We start from the raw sequence: 22,481 nt of genomic DNA, 5'->3' as shown, positions 1-22,481 counted from the left end.
GTGGCTTATTGGTGAGTAACCGTGCCCGGACAGCCCGCTATTATAGCGGGTCGCGGCCGACCTTGCTTTCCCTGCCGGTCAGCCAGCCACGGGCTCATCGGTTACGCGCGCAACCAAGCGCCTTCGCTACTCACCGGCGCGCGAGATCCACCCGGCCGGCCTCGCGGAACCGCAGTGGCCTGGCAAACGGCATGTCCACGCGGAGCTCCCCGGCCAGCTCGTAATCGATCTCGCGCCGTCCCTCGCGGAAGATCAGTGCGGAGAGCATGCTGGCGCTGCCGAGGAGGTCCGTGTGGACCTCGATACTGAACGTTCCGGCGCCACGGGCCGGGAGGGTGAAGCCTTCGGTGGCCGAACCGGTCGCGAAGCGCTGGCCCGCCAGCTGCACCGCATAATCCACCGAGCGCACGGGCAGCGGGAAACCGTTCGGGTTTTCCGCAGCGAAAACCAGCACGAAGTTCTGGCCGGACCAGTTCGCATCCACGAGCCGGACGCTGTCCAGGCGCACCGTCGGCGGCTCCGCGTCGAAGCGGGCCGTGGCGCAGCCACCCGCCGTCAGGCAGGCGGCAACCACGAGCATGCCTGCCGCCGGGCGCAATCCCTGTCTCAACATGAGCGGGCTCTCTTCATCCCTAAAGATCGTACGGGCACGGCATCGTCGGCCCGCATGAGACGGAGGCCTCCCCTCAATTCATGGTTTCTTCGGCCTTCTCCCTGGCCTTGTCGAGTTCATCGCCGGCCTCGTCCATCATCTCGCCGGTCTTCTCTTTGGTCGTCTCGACGGCTTCCTCGCCCGCGGCCTTGGCGTCCTCGTAGGCCTCGCCCGCGGCTTCCTTCGCCTCCTCGCCGGCGGCCTTCGCGTCCTCGACCATCTGCTCGCCCTTCTCCCGGGCGGCATCGATGGTCTTGTCGACGGCCTCTCCGGTCTCCTCCGCGGCCTCGTCCATCGCCGCAGCGGCGTCTTCCCGAGCCTCTTCGGCGTCGTCGGCACCGCCGCAGGCGGCCAGCGCCAGCGGCGCCGCGGCCATCAGCATCAACAACGTCTTCCTGTTCATGGTCTCTCCCTTTTCAGCTGGCCGGCAGCAGTGCCCGCCGGCGACCACTGTAGCAACATGCCGGTCGCCGGGCGACATCCGCCGGTTCAGCGCAGCGCTTCGTCCACCCGCGCCCAGCGGGCGGAGATCACCCGCCAGGCCTCCTCGCGAACCAGATCCAGTTCGACCCGGCGCGCGCCGCCGTCCAGCGACAGGCGGCGGAGATCGGCACCGGCGAAGCGCACGGTCATGCGGACGCTGGCGGCGTCCGCGCCGTGGACGTCTATCTGTTCGATGTCCGGCAGCACCACCACGCTGCCACCGCGCAGCAGCTGCAGCCGCAGCAGCCTGACGATGCCGGTGCGATCGTTGCCGCGCATGTCGCGGTAATCCGCATGCAGCGCCTCCGCGACGGCGCCCACGTCGCCGTCTCCGGCCGCATCCGCCGCTCCCTCGATCAGCGCGCGGATCTCGGCTTCCGGCGTGACCGGTTCTCCGCCGCAGGCCGCGAGGGCCAGCAGCCAGCACAGCGCGGCGGCGAGCCGCGAGGGCCACGCTGCGCCCCTAATGCAGTATTCTCTGTTATGTAAAGCGTCCGGGGTGAGCACGATGACGGAACCGACCAGCGAGGACAACGAGCGCATCGACAGGATACTGGACCTGTGGTTCGAGGAGCGAGAACTGACGGCGCCCCAGATCGATGCCCGGCTCGACGTGTGGTTCGGCGAGGACCCGGAGCTCGATATCCGTCTCCGCCACGAATTCGCTGACGAGATACACGAGGCCTCGGAGATGAAGCTCATGCACTGGGCCGCAACGCCCCGCGGCCGGCTGGCGCTCGTCCTCGCCATCGACCAGTTCCGCCGCAACATCTATCGCAACACGGCCAGGGCCTTCTCCCACGACAAACTCGCCCTGAAGCTGTGCGTGGAAGGCATCGTGCAGCAGGCCGACCGGCAACTCACCGACATCGAGCGCGTGTTCCTGTACATGCCGATGCAGCATGCCGAGAGCCTGCGGGTACAGAAGAAATCGGTCATGGTCTTCACGGCGCTGGCGAACAAGGTATCACCGACGCTGCGCGAGACCTTCCGCACATTCGCCGACTTCGCGGAACTGCACCACGACATCATCGAGCGCTTCGGCCGCTTCCCCCACCGCAACGCCATCGTCGGCCGGGAGAACACGCCGGAGGAGCAGGAGTATCTGGAAGGCGACGCGCCCACCTTCGGCCAGAGCACCGGGTAGGAGGGCGTTCACGCCCGACTGAGCGTCGCCGCCACCCTTACCCACCCGATGGCGGGCCTGCGCCAATAGAAAGCCGGGTCGGGCCTGAAGGCCCTCCTACATGGAGTCAGGCGCGGCGCCAGGTCGCGCGGCGCGAGATGATGTTGTAGCGCCACACCAGCAGGATGGCCGCCAGCGTCAGCCCGACCACGAAACCGCCCCAGATCAGCTCCGGCTGCAGCGCGTAGCGCTTCGCCGCCAGCAGCGCCAGCGGGAAGGCGATGATCCAGTACGCCAGCGTGGTCAGGAACATCGGGATGCGGGTGTCCTGGTAGCCGCGCAGTGCGCCGGCCGCGCCCACCTGGATGCCGTCGGAGACCTGGAATACGGCGGCCACGAACAGCAGCGTGACGGCGATGGCGGAGACCTCCGGATCGGAGGTGTAGATGTCCACCACGGATTCGCGGAACAGCAGCAGGCCGAGCGCCGAGACGCCCATGCACACGCCGCAGAGCCAGATGCCTACCCAGCCGCGGAAGCGCGCGGTCGCGAGTTCGCGCCGGCCCAGTGCCTGCCCCACCCGCACGGTGGTCGCCGAGTTCAGCGCCAGCGGGATCATGAACATCGTGGAGGCGAAGTTGACCGCGATCTGGTGGGCCGCGGCGACGTTCGCCGACAGCGTCCCCATCAGCAACGAGATGGCCGCGAACAGTCCCGCCTCGGCGACGATGGTGACGGCGATGGGGAGGCCCACCCGCAGCACCTGGCGTTGCAGCCGCCAGCGCGGCCGGGGCAGCCTGGCGAAGATGGCGAACGGCCGGTAACGCTCGCTCAGGAGCACATGGGCCGCCATCGCCACCAGCAGGAACCACATGGCGATGGCGCTGGCGAGGCCGCAGCCCTTTGCGCCCATGGCCGGGAAGCCGAAGTTGCCCCACATCAGCGCATAGTTGCCGATGACGTTCACCACCAGTGCCAGCAGCGAGACGTACATGATGGGGCGGGTCCAGCCGATGGCCTCGGAGGTGAAGCGCAACACCAGATACAGGCAGAGACCCGGCGCGCCCAGCGCGATGGCCTCCACGTAGTCGCCGGTGAGACTGCGGAAACTGGGGTCGATGCCGATCAGCTCCAGCGCCGGCCGGGCGATCACCCACAGCAGCACGACGATGCCCAGGCCGAAATAAAGCGCGAGAGTGAGGCCCTGGCGGACGTAACGGCCGATCAGGCGATGCTTGCCCGCCCCGTAGCGCTCGGACACCAGCGGCGAGATGGCCATGAGGGTGCCCATGGCGAACAGGAACACGACCATCCAGACGCTGCCACCCACGGCTACCGCCGCCAGGTCGCGGGAGCCGAGCCGGCCGGCCATGACGGCGTCGGCGAACTGCATGCCGGCGATGGCGAGGTTGTTGCCGATCAGCGGTCCGGCCAGCCGGACGAGCCTGCCCGCTTCCGGCACGGCGGCCCGCAGGCGGCCGGGGGCTGCTACTGGAGTCTCCATGGCCGAAATTTCCTGGCCGAGCTTCCCTGCCGAATTCTCCCCGGCGGGGATTCCGCGGGCGAGGCGTTGGAGCGTAGCACAGCCGTCCTGTCGCCAAACCATCGGCTGGGGTATCGTCTGAGTCAGTGAGGACAACGGCACGGGAGGAAACCATGCTGAACGACGGACTGTCGCGCCGGGCCGCCATCATCGGCGGCGTGCGCATCCCCTTCGCCCGGGCCCATGGCGCTTACGCCCGCTGCTCCAACCAGGACATGATGACCGCCACGCTGCGCTCGCTCGTGGAGCGCTACGAGCTGGGCGGCCAGCGCCTCGGCGACGTCTCTCTCGGCGCCGTCATCAAGCACTCGCGGGACTACAACCTGGCCCGGGAGTCGGTGCTCGGGTCGGGCCTGGCACCGGAGACCCCGGCCTTCGACCTGCAGCGCGCCTGCGGCACCAGTCTGTCCGGCTGCGTACAGATCGCCAACAAGATTGCGCTCGGCCAGATCGAGGCCGGCATCGGCGCCGGCGTCGACACCGTGAGCGACGCGCCCATCGTCTATCCGGACGAGTACCGGCAGATCCTGCTGGAGAGCTTCCGCGGCCGCTCGCTCGGCGCACGCCTGAAGCCCTGGCTGCGACTGCGCCCGAGCCACTTCAAGCCGCAGCTGCCCGGCGTCGCGGAACCGCGCACCGGCCTGTCCATGGGCGAGAGCACCGAGCTCACCGCGAAGGAGTGGAACCTCACCCGCGAGGAACAGGACGAGCTCGCACTGGCGAGCCACCAGCGGGCCCACGCCGCCTACGAGCAGGGCTTCTACGAAGACCTCGTGGTGCCGTTCCAGGGCCTCGACAGGGACAACAACATCCGCCCGGATACCAGCCTGGAGAAACTCGGCAAGCTGAAACCGTCCTTCGACCGCTCCGGCAACGGCACCATGACCGCGGGCAACAGCACGCCGCTGACCGACGGCTCGGCCTCCGTGCTGCTGGCCTCGGAGGAGTGGGCCCGGGAACGGGGCCTGCCGGTGCAGGCCTGGCTTACCCACTCCCGTGTGGCCGCCGTGGACTTCGTGGACAAGGAGGGGCTCCTGATGGCCCCCGCCTACGCCGTCTCAGAGATGCTGGCGGCCGCCGATCTCGGCCTGCAGGACTTCGACTTCTACGAGATCCACGAAGCCTTCGCGGCACAGACGCTGTCGACGCTGAAAGCCTGGGAGTCCACGGAGTTCTGTCGCGAACGGCTGGGCCGGGACGAACCGCTGGGCTCCATCGACCGCAGCAAGCTGAACGTGGTGGGCGGCAGCATCGCCATCGGCCATCCGTTCGCGGCCACCGGGGCCCGCATCGTCGGGACGCTGGCGAAGCTGCTCGCACGCAAAGCGGCGGGCCGGGGCCTGATCTCGGTGTGCACCGCGGGCGGCATGGGCGTGACCGCCATCCTCGAAGCCGCCTGAACCGGGGCGATCGGGCCCGGCAGGGCCCGTCTGCTATAGTCGGCCGCTTGTCGCGCGCCGACCGCGGTTCATTGCGCAGCGGTGCGGAGGATTGCGCGGCCGGGGGGCAGCGCGGCGCCCTCGGGGGAGCGGCCGGCCGTCTCTGGGCCGCCCGCGGCTGACTCGGACTGGGAGAGAGGAAACATGGGCGGCTTCACCGACCTGTTGAGTACGCTGAACGGCATCCTGTGGCACGACACGACGCTGTTCGCGCTGCTGGGTACCGGCATCCTGTTCACGATCTGGAGCGGCTTCTCCCAATATCGTGCGCTGACCCACGGCACCGCCGTGGTGCGCGGCGCCTGGGACGACCCGGACGACCCCGGCGCCATCAACCACTTTCAGGCCCTGTCGGCCGCCCTGTCGGCCACCGTGGGCCTCGGCAACATCGGCGGCGTCGCGCTGGCCATCAGCCTGGGCGGACCGGGCGCGGTGTTCTGGATGTGGGTTGTCGGCTTCTTCGGCATGGCCATCAAGCTCACCGAAGTCACGCTGTCCATGCTCTACCGCAACACGGAAGACGAGGACAATCCCCACGGCGGGCCGATGTGGGTGGCGAGCAAGGGCATCGCGCTCATGAACCCGAAGCTCGCCTGGCTCGGCGGCACCATCGGCACGATCTTCTGCGTGACGCTGCTGATCTCCACCGCCACCGGCGGCAACATGTTCCAGGCCTTCAACGTGGGCCTGATCACCTACGAATACTTCGGCGTGCCCAGCTGGATCACCGGCGTGATCCTCGCGGTCATCGTCGCGCTGGTGATCATCGGCGGCATCAAGCGCATCGGCCGGGTGGCGGGCCTGCTGGTGCCGTTCATGGTGGTGCTCTATCTCCTCTGCGGCATCTACGTCCTCGTGGTCAACGCCGGCGAGATACCGGCCATGTTCAGCCTCATCGTGAAATCGGCCTTCGCCCCCACCGAGGCCAGCGGCGCGTTCATCGGCGGCACCGCCGGGGCCGCGTTCCTGTTCGGCATGAAGCGCGCGCTGTTCTCGAACGAGGCCGGGCAGGGCTCCTCGCCCATCGCCCACTCGGCGGCCAAGACCGACGAGCCGGTGCGCGAGGGCATCGTCGCAGGGCTCGAGCCGTTCATCGACACGATCGTGGTGTGCACGTTCACGGCACTAATCATCCTCTCCACCGGCGTGTGGAACCGGGCGCCTGACATCACCTGGGATACGCCGCTGGAAGTCACGCGGGCGGGCAACGTGTGGGAGTTCGAGAGCCGGCAGCCGCCCGTCGACGACTTCACGCCCGGCGATGCGGTCACGATGGTGGTGATCGCAGACGAGAACCCGAAGACCGGCTTCGACCGCCACGAGATTACCGGCATCATCGTCGAGCGGGACGGCGTCCTGGTGATCGACTGGAATCCCTACGAGGGCACGACGAAACCCGAGATCCTCGACAACGGCTTCCACCAGGTCTTCATGGCCGCGGTGCTCACCGGCAAGGCCTTCGACCAGGTGCAGCCCGGCCTCGGCAAGTGGCTGGTCAGCCTGGCGGCCTGGCTGTTCGCCATCTCCACCATGATCTCCTGGAGCTACTACGGCGAGCAGGCCATGGTCTATCTCGCCGGCGAGAAGAGCGTGCTGGCCTACAAGGTGGTGTTCTGCGCCCTGATCATCGTGGCCACGCTCGGCATCATCAAGACCGACGCCCAGCTCGACAATCTGACCGGCGTTGGCACCGGCGTCATGCTGGTGGCGAACCTGCCCATCATGTGGATATTCGGCCGCCAGGCCATGCGCGCCTACCACGACTACGTCGGCCGCATGAAGGAGGGACTCATGGGGCCGGACCACCCGACGCCCACCATCGAGGACCTGATCAGCGGCCGCGACGTGGCGCGGAAGAACCGGGACCAGGGCTAGCGCCGGTCGCGCGAGGATGACTGGCGCAGATCGCGGAAGAACGCGCGGATATCGGCCACCAGGTCGTCCGGCCGCTCCAGTGCCGCGAAGTGGCCGCCCGCCGGGTACTCGGTCCAGTGCGTGATGTTGTAGTGCCGCTCCGCCCAGCTGCGCGGCGGTGAGAAGATCTCTTTCGGGAAGACCGCGACGCCGGTGGGCGTCGCCACGTAGTCCGTCGGCGGGCCGAACAGGCCGGCACGCATGGACTCGTAGTACAGGCGGATGGACGAGGTGATGGAGCCCGTCACCCAGTAGGCGGTGATGCCGGTGAGCAGCACGTCGCGGGGGAAGACGCTCTCCACGTCGCCGCCGCAGTCGGACCATTCCCGGTATTTCTCGACGATCCAGGCGGCAAGCCCCGCCGGCGAGTCGTTCAGCGCGACGCCGAGGGTCTGCGGCCGGGTGCCCTGGATCTGCGCATAGCCCATGCCCGTGCGCTGGTGGGCGCGGCCCCGTTTCAGGGCGGCGAGATCCTCCTCCGTGGGCTCCCGGTCCCGCGGCGGCGCGGCGGCCACCATGTTCAGGTGCACGCCGCAGACCCCGTCCGGATCCGCGAGCGCCATCCAGGGCGAAATCAGCGAACCCCAGTCGCCGCCCTGCACGCCGTAGCGCTCGTAGCCGAGCTTGTGCATGAGCGCGGCTTCGGCCTCGGCGATGCGGCGGACGTGCCAGCCCGGCTCCGCCGGCGCCTCCGACCAGCCGTAGCCCGGCATGGAAGGGCAGATCACGTGGAAGGCGTCGGCCGCGTCACCGCCGTGTTCCTCCGGCCGGGTCAGCGGCCCGATGATGCGGTGGAACAGCCAGACCGTGTCCGGCCAGCCGTGGGTGAGCACCAGCGGCAGGGCGTCTGCATGGGGAGAGCGCTGGTGGATGCAGTGCAGTGCGAGGCCGTCGACGTCGACCACCTGCTGATCGAAGCCGTTCAGCACCGCCTCGCCCGCACGCCAGTCGTAGTCGTCGCGCCAGTACTCGCACAGGCCGCGCAGATAATCCGTGTCGGTACCGTAGTCCCAGCCGCTGCCCGGGATCGTGGCCGGCCAGCGGGTGCGGCCGAGCCGTTCGCCGAGGTCGTCCAGGACCTCGTCCGCCACGCGGATACGGAATGTCTCCATCTCGCCTCCCGGGCCCTTGCTACCAGTGTCCGGTGCCGGGCTCGCCCTTGAACGGCCCGACGATGTCCGGAGTGATCCAGCCGCCGTAGAAGCCGCCGGCCTGCGCCGTCACGCGATCGTCGCCCACGTAGCAGGCGTCCATCGCGCCCGGCATGAACGCGTACCAGCCGGCGACGGCCTCGAAGCCGGGCCAGGCATCCGCGTACGCCCACACCGCCGCCTCGGCCACCCGCTCGCCGACCGCCAGCGACCAGTAACGGGCCTGGCCCTTCCATTCGCAGAGGGTCCGTTTGCCCACGGGCACGAGCAGGTCCTCGCGCACGTCTGCCGGCGGCAGGTAATAGGTGGGCGGGCTGGCCGTCTCGCAGACCTTCATCGCACCGGTGCTGTCGGCGACGACGACGCCGGCGAACTCCACCCGCACCCGGCGCGGGCAGGGCCGCAGCGCCGGCGGGCGCGGGTAGTCCCAGACGGACTCCTGGCCCGGGCCGGGCTCCGGCGCCCCGGGCGGACGCCCGCGGCCGGCATGGCTCCACTGCTCACGGGCGCGGCGGATCGCCTCCGGTATTTTTCTCATCGGCTCCTCCGTCGCTGTCTTCGCGCAGGCGGGAAACGACCCGGTCGATGGTGCTGCGCGCCGGTCCCGGCATCCTGCCTTCCTCGTATTCGCGCTTCAGGTAGTCCTCGATGCGGGCCACGACCACGTCCATGCCGGCCTCCCCTTCGGCACCGGCGTCGGCGGCCCGCGCGTGGCGCTCCCCGGCGCCGAACAGGTTGATCCAGCGGTCCGCCCGGGCACCGGCGGCCACCACCCGGTAGAAGGCATCGCGCTCCCGGCGCGGCTCGAAGAAGCTGACCAGCGCCGCCGCGAAGGAGACCGGTATCAGCAGAAAATCGAGCAGGCCGTCCAGCGCCAGCTTGGCCTGGAAGACCAGCACGTCGCGGGTCAGCTCCAGCCTGTCGGGCGGCTCCGTCGCAGCGCCCGTGGTGTCGTCTTGCGTCGGCTCGTGCATCAGCCCGGCCTCCCCCGGCGAAACGGCAGTAACCGCGCCGACTATAGCCTCCCGCACCCGGGCTTGGTACTTTAGCCGGCCTTGCCGCCCGTTCGCCGGTCGTCCACACGCAATTCGAGAGCAGTCAGCCAGCAGTCATGCCGAAGTTCCAGGGCGAGACCGGATTCCGCCACGCCGCACCCGACGCGCTCGGTGTGCTGCTCGTCAACCTGGGCACGCCCGGCGAGCCGAGCACCTCCGCCGTGCGCCGTTACCTCGCCGAGTTCCTCGGTGACCCCCGCGTGGTCGAAGCGCCGCGGCTGTTCTGGTGGCTGGTGTTGAATCTCGTGATCCTCAGGATCCGGCCGGCACGCTCCGCCGAGGCCTACGAAAAAATCTGGACCGAGGCGGGCTCGCCGCTGCTTCTGAACAGCGAGCTCATCGCCAAGGGGCTGGCCGAGGGGCTCGCCCGGCGCATCGACGGCGAGCTGGCCGTCGAGCTGGCGATGTCGTACGGCGCCCCGGCCATCCCCGAGGCGCTGGAGCGGCTGCGCGAGAAGAACGTGCGCCGGCTGATCGTGCTGCCGCTGTATCCCCAGTACTCCGGCACCACCACCGCCACCGTTTTCGACCGCGTCACCCGGGTGCTGCAGAACCGCCGCTGGATACCCGAGTTCCGCTTCATCAACCAGTATCACGACGAGCCGGCCTACATCGAGGCGCTGGCCCGCTCCATCCGCGAGCACCGGGAGGAGCACGGCGCCGGCAAGCGGCTGCTTTTTTCCTTCCACGGTATCCCCCGGCGTTATTTCCTGAGTGGCGACCCCTATCACTGCCAGTCGCAGAAGACCGCGCGGCTGGTCGCCGAGGAGCTCGGTCTCGGGCCGGACGAGTGGCTGCTGAGCTTCCAGTCCCGCGTGGGCCGGGAGGAGTGGCTCAGGCCCTATACCGACGAGACCCTGCAGGCCTGGGGCGAGGAGCGGCTCGAGAGCGTGGACGTGGTCTGTCCCGGCTTCTCGGCCGACTGCCTCGAGACCCTGGAGGAGATCGCCATGCAGAACCGGGAGCTGTTCGAGGAGGCCGGCGGCGGCAGGCTCTCCTACATCCCCTGCCTGAACGCCCGCGACGACCACATCGAGTGCCTGACCGACCTCGTCTACCGCCACGCTTCCGGCTGGCCGGAGACCGAGAGCGAACTCGCCGCCCGCGACCCGCTCAAGAGCGCCGAGCTGGCCCGGGCGATGGGGGCCGGGGACTGAGGGTGGCCGGGCGCTTCCTGGAGCTCGGCCTCGCTGTGCCGGACATCCTGGAGTCCCTGCATTTCTATCGCACACTGGGTTTCACGGAACTCGCCGTCGGCGAGGTCTGGCCGCACAAGTACGCCGTGGTGACCGACGGCACGCTGTTCATCGGGCTGCACGAAGACCCGGTCGCGAGCCCGGTCGTCACCCTCGTGCAGCATTCGCTGCGCCGGCACGTGCTCACGCTGCAGGATGCCGGCACCGAATTCGTCGAGACCCGGCTCGGCGAGGACGAATTCAACCGTGCCGTGCTGCGCGACCCGGACGGCACGGCCGTCATGCTGGTGGAGGCGCGCACCTATTCCCCGGCACCGGAGACGCCCGCTGCCTCGCTGCTGGGCGAGTGCCTGGAACTCGCGCTGCCGGTGCGCGATGCGCTCGCCGCGGCCCATTTCTGGGCGCCGCTCGCGCCCCGGCTGGCGGCGCACCGGGAGGAGCCGGAGCCCCGCTTCCGGCTCGCCGTGGACGGCCTGGTGCTGGGGCTGGGCACCCGGCCCGCGCTCGCCCGGCCGCTGCTCGTCTACCGGGTGACCGATGCCATGGCGCTGCAGGCGGCACTGGACCGCCTGGGGGTCTACCCCGGCGCCGGCCCGGACCTGCCTGGCGAGAGCCGGGGCACGATCCGGGCGCCGGAAGGCACCGACATCGCCCTGCTGAAGGCCGACTACTGGACCGACAACGGGGCCGACAGCTAGGCCGACAACGGGTCGGGCTAGGCGGCGAGCAGGCGGCTGAGCAGCCCGCGGGCCTGGGAGAGATAACCGCCGCCGAACAGATTCAGGTGGTTCAGCACGTGGTAAAGCTGGTAGAGGTCGCGGCGCACCGCGTAGCCGGCGTCCAGCGGCCAGGCCTCGTCGTAGGCCGCGTGAAACTCGGCACCGAAACCGCCGAACAGCTCGGTCATGGCGATGTCCGTCTCCCGGTCGCCGTAATAGACCGCGGGATCGTAGATCACGGGCTCGCCGTCCGCCGCAGCGAAGTTGCCTCCCCAGAGGTCGCCGTGCAGCAATGACGGCACCGGCGTGTAGTCGGTGAAGAAGTCCGCCAGCCGGGCCAGCAGCGCCTCGCCGTCGGCGCCGAGGTGGCGGCCATAGCCGTTGCGTTCGGCCAGCCCCAGCTGGAAGCCGATGCGTTTATCCGCGAGGAACCGCACCCACTCGTCGTCCCGGCCGTTCGGCTGGGGCGTGGAGCCGATAGTGTTGTCCCGGTGCCAGCCGTGCCGTTCGGCGGTGTGGCGATGCAGCGCCGCCAGCGCCGTCCCCAGCCGCCTCCGGCAGCCGGCATCGGCCGGGCCGAGGTCGAGATACTCCAGCAGCAGCCAGGCGCGTCCTTCGTCGACGCCCAGCCCGTGGACCCGGGGCACGCGCACGGCGCCCGCCGCGTCCAGCTCGGTCAGTCCCTCCGCCTCGGCGGCGAACATTTCGTAGCCGTCGGCGCGGTTGGTCTTCAGGAACAGGGGGCCGGCGTCGCTGTCCACCCGGGCCGCCGCGTTGATGCTGCCGCCGCCCACCGGCCGCAGGCTGGCGGCGTCGATGCGGATGCCGCAGGCGGCAGCGACGGCGTCGGCGAGCGTCCCCGTCACGGCTCAGACGGCGGCGTTCATCGCGGCGATGCGCTCGCACTGGCGCCTGAGCGCCGTGCCGAAGCCGGCCTCGTCGCAGACGCCGTGCAGCGCATCCATGTCGGGTGTGCGCCGGCGCGCCTCGGCCGAGCGGAACTCCAGCGGCGCATCGCAGGCGATCGCCGTGAGCTGTCGCGCGAGCATCGCCGCCGCGCGGTGCTCCTCCAGCCGGGCGCCCAGCTTCGCCGCGCCGCGCACCGGCACGTCGCATACCCGGTCCAGGTTGGCGTAGATCACGTCCAGGCTGCCGAAGTGACCGAGCAGCGCCGCCGCCGTCTTCTTGCCCACGCCCGGCACGCCGGGGATGTTGTCCACGGCGTCACCCGCCAGCGCCAGAAAGTCCGCGATCTGTTCAGGCCACACGCCGAAGGCCTCCGGTATCTGCTCGTAGCCGAGCCGCCGGCGGCCGGCGTAGTCCCACAGCGTGTCTTTAGCCGACAGGAGCTGGGCCAGGTCCTTGTCCCGGCTGACGATGGTAGCCGGCAGGCCGCGGGCGCGCCCGTCGACGACCAGCGCACCGATCAGGTCGTCCGCCTCGTACAGCGGGCTCGCGCATTCGGCCAGGCCGAGTGCGCGGGTGAAGGCGCGGCACTGGCGGAACTGACGCTCGAGTTCCGGCGGTGCGGGATCCCGGTTGGCCTTGTAGGCGGGGTAGATCTCGTTGCGGAAGGAGCTCGCGAGGCTCTCGTCGAAGGCCACGGCAATGTACTCGGGCCGCACCTCCTCCACGAAGTCCGCCAGAAAGCGGGCGAAGCCGAACAGCGCGTTCACGGGATTGCCGTCGCCGTCGACCATGTCGTCGGGCAGCGAGAACCAGGCGCGGAAGACGTAGACGCTGGCGTCGATCAGATAGAGCACGTGCCCGCCGGTGCCCTCAGGCAGGCATCGCCATGCCGGCGGCGCTGGCCTGGAGGTGGTCGCGCAGACGCGCGTGCAGCGGGCTGGAACGAGGGATGTGGGCCAGCAGGTATTCCATCTGGTCGGCCAGCACGCGCCGGCCCTTCAGGTAGATGTACTCCGCGTAGCTCGGCGTGAACGGGATGGCGATGAGCTGCATGCCCGCCTGCTCCGGCGTGCGCCCGCCCTTGTGGTTGTTGCAGCGCCGGCACGCGGTGGCCACGTTGGTCCAGAGATCCCTGCCGCCCTGGGAGATGGGCGTGACGTGATCGCGGGTCAGCTCACGGGTCTGGAACACCAGGCCGCAGTACAGACACAGGTTCGCGTCGCGCCGGAACAGCGTGCGGTTGTTGAGCGGCGGTACGTAATGCTCCCGGTTGGCGGCGAGGCTCTGGTGGGTGCCGTGGGTGGCGATGATCGAGTTCACGTCCACCGAGCTGCGTTGTCCGGTCAGCGCGTTGTAGCCGCCGTGGAGCGTGTAGAGCAGCGTGCCGCAGGCATAGGCGACCTGCCCCGTGTGATAGAGGCGGACCGCCTCGCGGTAATCGATCCATTCCAGCGGCATGCCTGCCACGTCCGTGCGCAGGACCTGCTGGAAGATGCTCTCTGTGCTGATAGCCTGCATGTGTCACGTCCCCCCGGGGGCGCCGGCTTAGTTTGCCCCAAGACCGGGGAAATGCAACCTGAGGGGTGTGACAGCGCGATGACAGTGTGGTCGCCTTCTCCTCAGCGTCCCCTGGTCGGACGCCGGTCACGCATGCGCTCGCGGAGGTTCTGGCGCTGCTCGGGGCTGAGCGACCGCCACCGCTCCCGGAGCTCCTCGCGGCGCTCTTCCGGCAGGTCCCGGAAGCGCTCGAAATTGCGGCGGATACGCTCACGCTCTTCCGGCGGCAGTTCGCGGAATGTCTCGTAACGCTCGCGGATGCGCGCCCGCTGTTCTTCGCTGAGGTCGCGCCAGCGCATGAATCGCTCCCGCGCCGCCTCCCGCTCGTCGGGGCTCATATCCAGCCAGCGCTCGGTGCCGTTCGCCAGCCTGCGCCGCCGCTCCGCGGCCATCTCATCCCAGCGGTCCTCGAAGCGGGCCAGCACCTGCTGCTGCTCGCCGCTGAGCGCATCCCAGGCCGGCCCCTCCGGCTGCTCCTGGGCCAGCGCCGTCGCCGCCCCGGCGAGCAGGAGTGCCACCAGCAGCAGGACGCGCAGCATGGTTGGCGTCCCCGCCAGACCTGCCGGTTGCGCCTTCGTCGCCCAATCAACCCGTGTCTTCATCGGTCCCTTTCTCCTCGCCCTGCTCGCGCTCCGCCGACGGCTGCCGGCGCTCGGACTCCTCCGGCGCCGTGCCGGCGAGCGCGATCCAGTCACTGTCATCCTCTTCCCAGCTGCCCAGGTATTCGATGAACGCCATGTCGTCCGGCTGCTCCGCGTCGGGCGCCGACTCACCGGCATGGGCCGGCGTCATTGCCGCAACCAGTACCGTGATCAGCGGCGCCAGCACGGCCGGCCCCGGTTTCCGTGCCCCGTCAGCCAATGTTGCCGCTCCCGACGGGCTCGCTCCGGAAGGCTTCCTCCGAGTCCACCCAGTCATAGAATTCGAGCTCGGCCAGCATGTCGAGGTCCTCCTCCTGCAGCACGATCTCGAGGTCCTCCGCTTCTTCCGCCGCCACCGCCACCGCCGTCTCGCCCTCCGCCACGGGTTCGTCCGGCATCTGTCCCAGCCACAGCGAGACGGCCAGCGCCGCCACCGCGGCCGCGGTGGCAACGGGTCTCCAGCCTGACGCAACCCGGTCGACACCGTCGCCGGCCAGCGCGGTCTGGCGGGCGCGGTTCAGCCGCGAGAGCGTCGCCGCATCCAGCGCCTCCACGCTGTCGCCGAATGCGCGTCGGGCCCGCTCCTCGAGCGCGCTGCCGCCTTCGTATCGCTCGTCATGGCCATGGTCGTGACCGTCATCGTGTCGCCTGTCTTTCATTGCCAGCTCTCGCCCAGGCGTGCCCGCAGTGCATGCACGGCACGCGAATAATGTGTCTTCACGCTGCCCTCGGAGCAGCCCATCGCCGCGGCGGTAGCCGCCACGTCGAGACCCTCGAAGTTGCGCAGCATGAATGCCTCCTGCTGCCGCGCCGGCAGCGCCCGGATGGCCGTCTCCAGCACCGCCATCGTCTCTCGCATCTCCAGCTGTTCGTCCGGCGCGCCGGAGGCCGGATCCGGTGCCTCGGCCACCGGGTCGGGGCGGCCGTCTTCGTCGTCGCCGCCGAACCAGTAGAAGACCCGGTTGCGCACCGCCCGACGGCGCTGGCTGTCGCGTACCCGATTCGTCAGGATGCGGAAGAACAGGGGCGCCCATTCCGACTCGGGGCGTCGGGCATACTTGCGCACCAGCCGGATCATGGCGTCCTGGACGAGGTCCATGGCCTCGTCCCGGTCGCCGGTGCCGATCTCGGCGATACGCAGGGCGCGCCGCTCCACGCCGGCGAGGAAGGCGTTCAGTTGTTGCTCCTGCTCCAGTGCCCTCGCTCCTCGCTCCGCCCGACGACCGGTACGACGACCTGTCCAACGATCAGCCCGGCCGTCCCATTGGCGCTCCAGCGCCGCGACGCCCGTCCTGCCGGCCGCGCCCCGGCTCATGAGAGCGCTCCAGTGACGGTCACCGCCCGCTCTACAGCCTCCATGCTTGACTCCCGTAAGCATTACACTATGTTCGCGTACAGTCTCCTAACGCGCCGGCAGGGCTCCGGTTGACAGGCAGGACGCTGTTCTTTTGCACAGGGGATATTGCAGTTTCATGGCAACCCGACGGCGCCGGCCCGGCCGCGGCCGATTCCGCTCAAGGGTCTGATTTCATTCATCAATCGGGCGACCGGTGGCGCTCGCGCCCGATCCGTACCGGAGGACGGCGGGGCGGCTGCCCGGCCGGCCTGCGAGCTTTCGTCCACAGACTTATCCACAACTTGTCCAGCAACGAGCAGAAACCCGCCGAGACCGCCCCCGCGGTGCTGAGGGTCGCCATCAAGGCGCCCCTTTCCCGCCTGTTCGATTATCTGCCGCCGGCCGGCGTCGACACCGCGGCGCTGCGCCGCGGCGTCCGGCTCAGGGTGCCGTTCGGCCGCCGCCATCGCATCGGGCTGCTCTGGGACACGGCGTCGCAGAGCGAGCTGCCGCGTTCCCGGCTGCGACGGGTCGCCGCCGTACTGGACGAGGAGCCGGTGGTGGACGCCGGCCTGGCCTGGCTGATCGACTTCGCCGCCGGCTACTACCATCACCCGGTCGGCGAGGTGGTGGCCGCCGCGCTGCCGGCACTGCTGCGCGAAGGCCGGAGCCTGCATCGCACGGAGACCCGCTGGCACCTGACGGCGGAAGGAGCGGCGGCCGATGCCGCGGCGGCGGCCCGGCGGGCACCGCGCCAGGCGGAGCTGCTGGCCGCGCTGGCCGCGGCCCCGTCCGGCGGACTCGGCGCGGCGGAACTGGACCGGCTCTGCCCGGCCTGGCGCCGCGTCCGCAAGGTCCTCAAGGACAAGGGCCTGATCGAGAGCAGCGAGCGGCAGGTGGACGCGGCTGCCGAGAGCGGCGAAGACGACGCGGCACCGGCGCACGCCGTCGACCTGAACGAAGACCAGCTGGCGGCAGTGGCGGCGGCGACGGCGACGGACGGTTACTCGGCCACACTGATCGACGGTGTCACCGGCAGCGGCAAGACGGAGGTCTACCTGGCGCTGATCGAGCGCACGCTGGCCCGGGGCCGCCAGGCGCTGGTACTGGTGCCGGAGATCGGTCTGACGCCGCAGCTGGTGAACCGTTTCACCGAGCGGCTGGGCCGACGACCGGTGATCCTGCACAGCGGCCTCGGCGATACCGACAGGCTGGCCGCCTGGCGCGATGCCCGCAGCGGTGCGGCCGGCGTGGTGGTGGGCACCCGCTCGGCCGTGTTCACACCGCTGGCGCGGCCGGGACTGATCATCGTCGACGAGGAACACGACCCGTCGCTGAAGCAGCAGGAAGGCTTCCGCTATTCGGCCCGGGACCTGGCGGTGGCACGCGCCCGGCATGAGGACGTGCCGGTGGTGCTCGGGTCGGCGACGCCCTCGCTGGACTCTCTCGCCAACGTGGAACGGGGTCTGTACCGGCGGGTGGAGCTGCCGCGCCGGGCCGGCGGAGCGGCGCCGCCGGCGCTGCGCCTGGTGGACCTGCGGCGTCATCCGCCCATCGACGGCCTGTCCGCTCCGCTGATCGACGCCATCGAGCGCCACCTCGCCGAGGAGGGCCAGGTGCTGCTCTACCTCAACCGCCGCGGCTATGCGCCGACGCTGCTCTGCCGGGACTGCGGCCACGTGGCCGAGTGCCGGCGCTGCGATGCGCGCATGACGTTCCACGCGGGCGACCAGCGCCTGCGCTGCCACCACTGCGGCAGCGAGCGGCCGGTGGACACGAGCTGCCCGGCGTGCGGCGGCACCGTGGCGGCGCTGGGGCGAGGCACCGAGCGGGTGGAAGAAGCGGTGCACAGCCGTTTCGCGGGTTACCGGGTGAGCCGCATCGACAGCGACAGCACCCAGCGCAAGGGCAGCATGGAGAGCGCCCTGGACGACGCCCGCAGCGGCCGGGCGCAGATCCTGGTGGGCACCCAGATGCTGTCCAAGGGCCATCACTTCCCGCGCCTGACGCTCGTGGGCGTGTTGAACGCCGACCAGGGGCTGTTCGGCAGCGACTTCCGCAGCGCCGAGCGGCTGGCGCAGACCCTGCTGCAGGTCGCCGGCCGCGCCGGCCGCGCCGACCGGCCCGGCGAGGTACTGATTCAGACCGACTTCCCCCAGCATCCGCTGCTGCAGCGGCTCGTGCAGCATGGCTATGCCGACTTCGCCCGCGCCGCACTGGCCGAGCGCAGCGACAGCGGCTGGCCGCCTTATTCGCGCATCGCCCTGCTGCGGGCCTCGGCCACCCGGCCGGAGGCGGCAATGGCATTCCTGCGCGAGATGAAATCCGCGCTCGCGGCGGTCGCCGGTGCGGAGGTCCGCCTGCTGGGGCCGGTGACGGCGCCGCTGGCACGCCGGGCCGGCCGCTATCGCTGCCAGCTGCTGATGCAGAGCGCGGAACGGGCACCGCTGCACCGGCTGCTGGCACGGCTGCGCGAGCAGGCGGAGCAGGCGCCAGGCGCGAGCCGCGTGCGATGGTCGCTGGACGTCGATCCCATCGAGCTTTTCTGAGCGGCGCCGGGTGCGGGACCGCCCCGTGAACGGGTAGTATTGCGCCCTGCTTTTTCTCGCCCGTTTCCCGGGGACAGGACTTGAAAGAAACCATCGCCAGACTGGTAGAAGCGGCACTCGCCTCGCGGCCGGAGATCGCCGACGAGGTGGAGCTCGCGAGCGTCAGCGCGGACGTCGAGCGCGCCCGCGATCCGCGCCACGGCGACTTCGCCACCAACGTCGCACTGCGGCTCGCCAAGAGCCTGGGCCGCAGCCCCCGGGAGCTCGCCGCCGACATCATCGCCGGCCTGCCCGAGTCCGAACTGGTGGAGGAAGTCTCCGTGGCCGGCCCGGGCTTCATCAACTTCCGCCTGAGTCAGACGGCGCTCAGACGCGAGATCGGCCGCGTACTCGCCGAGGGCCGCTGCTACGGGCGCCGGGAGAAGCGCGAGACGCCCCGGGTCATGGTGGAGTTCGTCTCCGCCAACCCCACCGGCCCCCTGCACGTCGGCCACGGCCGCCACGCGAGCTACGGCGCCACGGTGGCCAATCTGCTGGAGGCCGCAGGCTACCCGGTGCACCGCGAGTACTACGTGAACGACGCCGGCCGGCAGATGGAGATCCTCGCCGTCAGCGTCTGGCTGCGCTATCTGGGGCTGCACGGCGAGACGCTGCCGTTCCCGGCCGCCGGCTATCGCGGCGACTACATCATCGACATCGCCCGGGAGCTGCCTGCGGGGGGCTACATGGCGGGCGCGGCGGAGGTGCTGCGCGACCTGCCCGACGACGCGCCGGACGGCGACAAGGAGGCGCGCATCGACGCGCTGATCGCCCGCGCCCAGACGCTGCTCGGCGACGACGGCTTCGACACCGTGCGGCGGCATGCGCTCGCGAGCATCCTGGACGACATCCGTGACGACCTCGCGGGCTTCGGCGTGGAATTCGACACGTGGTTCTCCGAGGCCAGCCTCACCGAGGAGGGCGTCATCGACGAGGCGCTCGAGCGGCTGCGCGGTCGCGGCATGCTCTACGAGCGCGACGGCGCCGTCTGGTTCCGCGCCACCGACTACGGCGACGAGAAGGACCGGGTGGTGGTGCGCGACAACGGCAAGAAGACCTACTTCGCGAGCGACATTGCCTACCACTACGGCAAGCGCCGGCGCGGCAACGACCTGCTGCTGGACGTGCTGGGCGCCGACCACCACGGCTATATCGCCCGGGTGCGCGCCGGCCTGGAGGCGATGGGCGAGCCCGGCGACTCGCTCGAGGTGCGCCTGGTGCAGTTCGTCGCGCTCTACCGGGGCGGCGAGAAGATGCAGATGTCCACCCGCTCCGGCGAGTTCGTGACCCTGCGCGAGCTGCGCGAGGAGGTGGGCAACGACGCCGCGCGCCTGTTCTACGTGATGCGCTCCAACGACCAGCACCTGGACTTCGACCTGGAGCTGGCGAAGTCCCGCTCCAACGAGAACCCGGTCTACTACATCCAGTACGCACACGCCCGGGTGGCGAGCGTCATGCGCCAGCTGGAGGACAAGGGGCTCGCCTGGGACCGGGAGCAGGGGCTGGCCTCTCTGGACCGGCTGACCGAGGAGCAGGAGAGCGCGCTCGTCGCCACGCTCACCCGCTTCCCCGAGGTGATCGAGGCGGCCGCGGACAAGCGCGCGCCGCAGACGCTGGTGTTCTACCTGCGCGACCTCGCCAACGAGTTCCACACCTACTACAACGCCCACACCTTCATCGTCGACGACGAGTCGCTGAGGAATGCGCGCCTCACGCTGGTGCTGGCCGCGCGGCAGGTCATCGCCAACGGCCTCGGCCTGCTGGGCGTCTCCGCGCCCGACGCGATGTAGCGATGGCACAGCGACGCCGGCAGACGAAGCGCCGCAGCTCCCGGAGCAACAGCAGCCGCAGCAGCACGCAGCAGGCGCCCGGCTGGCTGTGGATGCTGTTCGGGCTGGCCATCGGCCTGTCGGTGGCGGCCGCCGTCTGGATGAGCGACCGGGACGAGCCCGCGGCGGAGCCCCGGCCGCGGGAGGCCGCGAGCCTCCGCGAGGAGGAGAAGGCGCACCAGCCGGAACCGAAACGGGTGGAGACGCCGGCGGCCAGCGAGTCCCGCTTCGACTTCTACGAGATGCTGCCGCGCTTCGAGGTGGTGGTGCCCGAGGAGGAACCCCACGCCCGCCCGGATAACCGGCCGGATCTCCCCACAGAGCCCGGCACCTACGTGCTGCAGGCCGGCTCGTTCAGCGCCTTCGAGGATGCCGACCGCATGAAGGCGCGGCTCGCGCTGCAGGGCATCCCGTCGCGCATCCAGCGCGTCGCCATCGACGACCGCACCTATCACCGGGTGCGCATCGGCCCGGTCTCCGACATGGACGAGCTCGACGACCTGCGCCGCCGGCTGCGGGAGGCGAAAATCGAGGTGCTCATGATCCGCGTGCCGCAGCAATGAGGCCCCGTGGGGTAATCGTCGCGGCGCTGGTGTGCGCCGGTCTTGCCGGCTGCGCGACGGCACCGCAGTCGGAGACCCCGGGCGATGCGGGGCGGCAGGAAGCGCCAGCCGCCGCGCCGGCCGCCCCGTCCCCGCCGGCAACACCGGAGCCGCCGCCGGGACCACCGCCCGGACCGGACCTGTCGACGCTGCGCATCACGGTGGCCACCGTCGGCGACATGATGATCGGCACCGACTATCCCGACAACCGGCTGCCCGACGACGACGCCCTCGGCTTCCTCGACGGCGTGGCGCCGGTGCTGCGGCAGGCCGATCTCGCCATCGGCAACCTCGAGGGCGTGCTGCTCGACGGCGGGGAGCCCGCCAAGCAGTGCAAGGACCCGTCGGCCTGCTGGCTGTTCCGCTCCCCCACCCGCTACGCCGGCGTGTACCGGGACGCGGGCTTCGACGCGCTCAGCCTCGCCAACAACCACGCCCGGGACTTCGGCGAGGAAGGCCGGGACGCGAGCATGGCCGCTCTGGATGCGGCGGGCATCCGCCACTCCGGCCGGGAGGGCACCACCGCCAGCATGGACGTGGGCGGCATCCGCGTGGGCTTCGTCGCCTTCTCGGGCACCCGCGGCGCGAATCCGATGCTGAACGAGCAGGCGGCCACCGCCATGGTGGCCGACCTGGCCGCCGGGCACGACGTGGTCATCGTCTCGTTCCACGGCGGCGCGGAGGGCATCGACGCGCTGCGCCTGCCGTTCGCGGAGGAGGAGTACTACGGCGAGCCCCGCGGCGACGTGGTCGCCTTCGGGCGGGCGATGGTGGATGCCGGCGCCGATCTCGTCTTCGGCCACGGCCCGCACGTGGTGCGCGCACTGGAGCGCTACCGTGGACGCATCATCGCCTACAGTCTCGGCAACTTCGCCACCTACTACGGCATCAGCGTGGCCGGCCTGAAGGGCGTCGCACCGATACTCGTCACCACCCTGGACGGCAACGGCGAGTTCGTCGAGGGCAGCGTGGTGTCCACGCGCCAGATACGGCCGTCGGGTCCCGCCATCGACCCGGCGGGCGAGGCGCTGGAACTGATGGCCCGGCTGTCGCGGCAGGACTTCGGCAACCCGGGCGTGCGCTTCGAGCCGGACGGACGCCTGTTGCCGGTCGAGCGGCCGGCCCCGAGAGTCCATCCTGCGGAACCGGCGTCCGTTGTAGCCGAAGAGGACGAGGAGGAGAAAGCATGGCAAGACTGACAGGATTCGCCGGCAGCCTGCGGCGCGAGTCGTTCAACCGGGCGTTGCTGGAGGCCGCCAGCGAACTCGTTCCCGCGGGCAGCAGCCTGGACGTGCAGTCGATAGCGGACATCCCGCTCTATGACGCCGACCGCGAGGCAGAGGAAGGCATACCGGAAGCGGTCACGCGGCTGCAGGAACGCATCGCGGACTCGGACGGCCTCGTCATCGCGAGTCCCGAGTACAACAACTCCATTCCCGGGGTCGCCAAGAACGCCGTGGACTGGCTGTCGCGGCCGCCGCAGGAGATCGGCCGCATCTTCGGCGGCCGTCCGGTTGCGCTGATCGGCGCCTCGCCGGGCGGCTTCGGCACGGTGCTCGCCCAGGCCGCCTGGCTGCCCGTGCTGCGAACGCTGGGCATGCAGATCTGGCCGGGGCCGCGCATCATGGTGTCACGGGTTCACGAACTGATCGAAGACGATCGGCTCACGGACGAGAAGACCCGCGAGCGCCTGCGGGATTTCATGCAGGGGTTCGTGGACTTCGCGGAAGGACGCTGACGC

Annotated in this window: 24 protein-coding genes; 10 read left to right on the top strand and 14 right to left on the bottom strand. The window is 70.3% G+C overall.

Features of this window, described 5'->3' with window-relative positions; genetic code table 11:
- Positions 1 to 130: 130 nt before the first annotated feature.
- From ACJMKZ_RS09805 to ACJMKZ_RS09795, 3 genes are all read right to left on the bottom strand, one after another.
- Positions 131 to 613 (bottom strand): LEA type 2 family protein, encoded by a 483-nt coding sequence (locus ACJMKZ_RS09805; RefSeq protein WP_405233004.1) that lies wholly within the window; start codon positions 611 to 613, stop codon positions 131 to 133.
- A gap of 73 nt (positions 614 to 686) precedes the next feature.
- A complete protein-coding gene (locus ACJMKZ_RS09800; protein ID WP_405233003.1) occupies positions 687 to 1,055 on the bottom strand; it encodes a hypothetical protein in 369 nt (122 codons plus the stop codon).
- Positions 1,056 to 1,141: 86 nt separating this feature from the next.
- On the bottom strand, positions 1,142 to 1,678 hold the full coding sequence (locus ACJMKZ_RS09795) for a hypothetical protein (protein WP_405233002.1): 537 nt from the start codon (positions 1,676 to 1,678) through the stop codon (positions 1,142 to 1,144).
- Between ACJMKZ_RS09795 and ACJMKZ_RS09790 the strand changes: the two genes are divergently transcribed.
- A complete protein-coding gene (locus ACJMKZ_RS09790) occupies positions 1,644 to 2,282 on the top strand; it encodes a DUF924 family protein (RefSeq protein WP_405233001.1) in 639 nt (212 codons plus the stop codon). The genes ACJMKZ_RS09795 and ACJMKZ_RS09790 overlap by 35 nt on opposite strands.
- 106 nt (positions 2,283 to 2,388) lie before the next feature.
- On the opposite strand, the gene ACJMKZ_RS09785 is transcribed toward ACJMKZ_RS09790, so the two are convergent.
- Entirely contained in the window at positions 2,389 to 3,765 is a 1,377-nt protein-coding gene (locus tag ACJMKZ_RS09785; protein WP_405233000.1) for an MATE family efflux transporter, read from the bottom strand.
- A gap of 152 nt (positions 3,766 to 3,917) precedes the next feature.
- On the opposite strand from ACJMKZ_RS09785, the gene ACJMKZ_RS09780 reads away from it, so the two are divergent.
- Both ACJMKZ_RS09780 and ACJMKZ_RS09775 read left to right on the top strand, forming a co-directional pair.
- Positions 3,918 to 5,204, top strand: a complete 1,287-nt coding sequence (locus tag ACJMKZ_RS09780) for an acetyl-CoA C-acetyltransferase (RefSeq protein ID WP_405232999.1) — start codon at positions 3,918 to 3,920, stop codon at positions 5,202 to 5,204.
- Between the two features lie 183 nt (positions 5,205 to 5,387).
- Positions 5,388 to 7,118 (top strand): alanine/glycine:cation symporter family protein, encoded by a 1,731-nt coding sequence (locus ACJMKZ_RS09775; protein ID WP_405232998.1) that lies wholly within the window; start codon positions 5,388 to 5,390, stop codon positions 7,116 to 7,118.
- Here the strand turns inward: ACJMKZ_RS09775 and ACJMKZ_RS09770 are convergent.
- From ACJMKZ_RS09770 to ACJMKZ_RS09760, 3 genes are read right to left on the bottom strand one after another with little or no spacing between them, the layout of a single operon-like run.
- Complete coding sequence (locus tag ACJMKZ_RS09770) at positions 7,115 to 8,269, bottom strand: epoxide hydrolase family protein (RefSeq protein WP_405232997.1); 1,155 nt, start codon at positions 8,267 to 8,269, stop codon at positions 7,115 to 7,117. The genes ACJMKZ_RS09775 and ACJMKZ_RS09770 overlap by 4 nt on opposite strands.
- A 19-nt stretch (positions 8,270 to 8,288) precedes the next feature.
- Positions 8,289 to 8,846 (bottom strand): DUF427 domain-containing protein, encoded by a 558-nt coding sequence (locus ACJMKZ_RS09765; protein WP_405232996.1) that lies wholly within the window; start codon positions 8,844 to 8,846, stop codon positions 8,289 to 8,291.
- Positions 8,809 to 9,282 (bottom strand): hypothetical protein, encoded by a 474-nt coding sequence (locus tag ACJMKZ_RS09760; protein WP_405232995.1) that lies wholly within the window; start codon positions 9,280 to 9,282, stop codon positions 8,809 to 8,811. The genes ACJMKZ_RS09765 and ACJMKZ_RS09760 overlap by 38 nt, the downstream gene beginning before the upstream one ends.
- A gap of 137 nt (positions 9,283 to 9,419) precedes the next feature.
- Here ACJMKZ_RS09760 and hemH point away from each other — a divergent pair, with 137 nt between their 5' ends.
- Positions 9,420 to 10,520, top strand: coding sequence for a ferrochelatase (gene hemH, locus ACJMKZ_RS09755; RefSeq protein WP_405232994.1), 1,101 nt, complete (start codon positions 9,420 to 9,422; stop codon positions 10,518 to 10,520).
- Positions 10,521 to 10,522: 2 nt separating this feature from the next.
- Complete coding sequence (locus ACJMKZ_RS09750) at positions 10,523 to 11,257, top strand: VOC family protein (protein ID WP_405232993.1); 735 nt, start codon at positions 10,523 to 10,525, stop codon at positions 11,255 to 11,257.
- Between the two features lie 17 nt (positions 11,258 to 11,274).
- On the opposite strand, the gene ACJMKZ_RS09745 is transcribed toward ACJMKZ_RS09750, so the two are convergent.
- The 7 genes from ACJMKZ_RS09745 to ACJMKZ_RS09715 all read right to left on the bottom strand — a co-directional run bounded on the left by ACJMKZ_RS09745 (position 11,275) and on the right by ACJMKZ_RS09715 (position 15,700).
- Positions 11,275 to 12,144, bottom strand: a complete 870-nt coding sequence (locus tag ACJMKZ_RS09745) for a fructosamine kinase family protein (RefSeq protein ID WP_405232992.1) — start codon at positions 12,142 to 12,144, stop codon at positions 11,275 to 11,277.
- A 3-nt stretch (positions 12,145 to 12,147) separates the two neighbouring features.
- Positions 12,148 to 13,041: a 5'-3' exonuclease gene (locus ACJMKZ_RS09740; protein WP_405232991.1), complete on the bottom strand. Its 894-nt coding sequence runs from the start codon at positions 13,039 to 13,041 to the stop codon at positions 12,148 to 12,150.
- A gap of 16 nt (positions 13,042 to 13,057) precedes the next feature.
- Positions 13,058 to 13,705, bottom strand: a complete 648-nt coding sequence (locus tag ACJMKZ_RS09735) for an HNH endonuclease (protein ID WP_405232990.1) — start codon at positions 13,703 to 13,705, stop codon at positions 13,058 to 13,060.
- A gap of 101 nt (positions 13,706 to 13,806) precedes the next feature.
- Positions 13,807 to 14,346, bottom strand: a complete 540-nt coding sequence (locus tag ACJMKZ_RS09730; protein ID WP_405232989.1) for a DUF3106 domain-containing protein — start codon at positions 14,344 to 14,346, stop codon at positions 13,807 to 13,809.
- Positions 14,330 to 14,605, bottom strand: coding sequence for a hypothetical protein (locus ACJMKZ_RS09725; protein WP_405232988.1), 276 nt, complete (start codon positions 14,603 to 14,605; stop codon positions 14,330 to 14,332). Before ACJMKZ_RS09725 ends, ACJMKZ_RS09730 begins: the two co-directional genes overlap by 17 nt.
- On the bottom strand, positions 14,598 to 15,044 hold the full coding sequence (locus ACJMKZ_RS09720; RefSeq protein WP_405232987.1) for a hypothetical protein: 447 nt from the start codon (positions 15,042 to 15,044) through the stop codon (positions 14,598 to 14,600). Before ACJMKZ_RS09720 ends, ACJMKZ_RS09725 begins: the two co-directional genes overlap by 8 nt.
- On the bottom strand, positions 15,041 to 15,700 hold the full coding sequence (locus ACJMKZ_RS09715; RefSeq protein WP_405232986.1) for an RNA polymerase sigma factor: 660 nt from the start codon (positions 15,698 to 15,700) through the stop codon (positions 15,041 to 15,043). Before ACJMKZ_RS09715 ends, ACJMKZ_RS09720 begins: the two co-directional genes overlap by 4 nt.
- 323 nt (positions 15,701 to 16,023) lie before the next feature.
- Between ACJMKZ_RS09715 and ACJMKZ_RS09710 the strand changes: the two genes are divergently transcribed.
- The 5 genes from ACJMKZ_RS09710 to ACJMKZ_RS09690 all read left to right on the top strand — a co-directional run bounded on the left by ACJMKZ_RS09710 (position 16,024) and on the right by ACJMKZ_RS09690 (position 22,478).
- The gene (locus tag ACJMKZ_RS09710; protein WP_405232985.1) at positions 16,024 to 18,270 is read left to right on the top strand and encodes a primosomal protein N'; all 2,247 of its coding nucleotides are present in this window, start codon (positions 16,024 to 16,026) and stop codon (positions 18,268 to 18,270) included.
- Positions 18,271 to 18,350: 80 nt separating this feature from the next.
- Positions 18,351 to 20,099 carry an arginine--tRNA ligase gene (gene argS, locus ACJMKZ_RS09705; RefSeq protein ID WP_405232984.1) on the top strand — a complete coding sequence of 583 codons (1,749 nt, stop codon included), beginning with the start codon at positions 18,351 to 18,353 and terminating at the stop codon, positions 20,097 to 20,099.
- 2 nt (positions 20,100 to 20,101) lie between these two features.
- Positions 20,102 to 20,701: an SPOR domain-containing protein gene (locus ACJMKZ_RS09700; protein WP_405232983.1), complete on the top strand. Its 600-nt coding sequence runs from the start codon at positions 20,102 to 20,104 to the stop codon at positions 20,699 to 20,701.
- Positions 20,698 to 21,939 (top strand): CapA family protein, encoded by a 1,242-nt coding sequence (locus ACJMKZ_RS09695; protein ID WP_405232982.1) that lies wholly within the window; start codon positions 20,698 to 20,700, stop codon positions 21,937 to 21,939. The genes ACJMKZ_RS09700 and ACJMKZ_RS09695 overlap by 4 nt, the downstream gene beginning before the upstream one ends.
- Positions 21,927 to 22,478, top strand: a complete 552-nt coding sequence (locus ACJMKZ_RS09690) for an NADPH-dependent FMN reductase (RefSeq protein ID WP_405232981.1) — start codon at positions 21,927 to 21,929, stop codon at positions 22,476 to 22,478. The genes ACJMKZ_RS09695 and ACJMKZ_RS09690 overlap by 13 nt, the downstream gene beginning before the upstream one ends.
- Positions 22,479 to 22,481: the final 3 nt, after the last annotated feature.

The sequence above is a fragment of the Lentisalinibacter salinarum genome, from assembly GCF_040706555.1.
Taxonomy (GTDB): domain Bacteria; phylum Pseudomonadota; class Gammaproteobacteria; order Steroidobacterales; family Woeseiaceae; genus Lentisalinibacter; species Lentisalinibacter salinarum.
The sequence above is the reverse complement of the archived record's forward strand: the minus strand, read 5'-3'. Positions and strand labels throughout refer to the sequence as shown.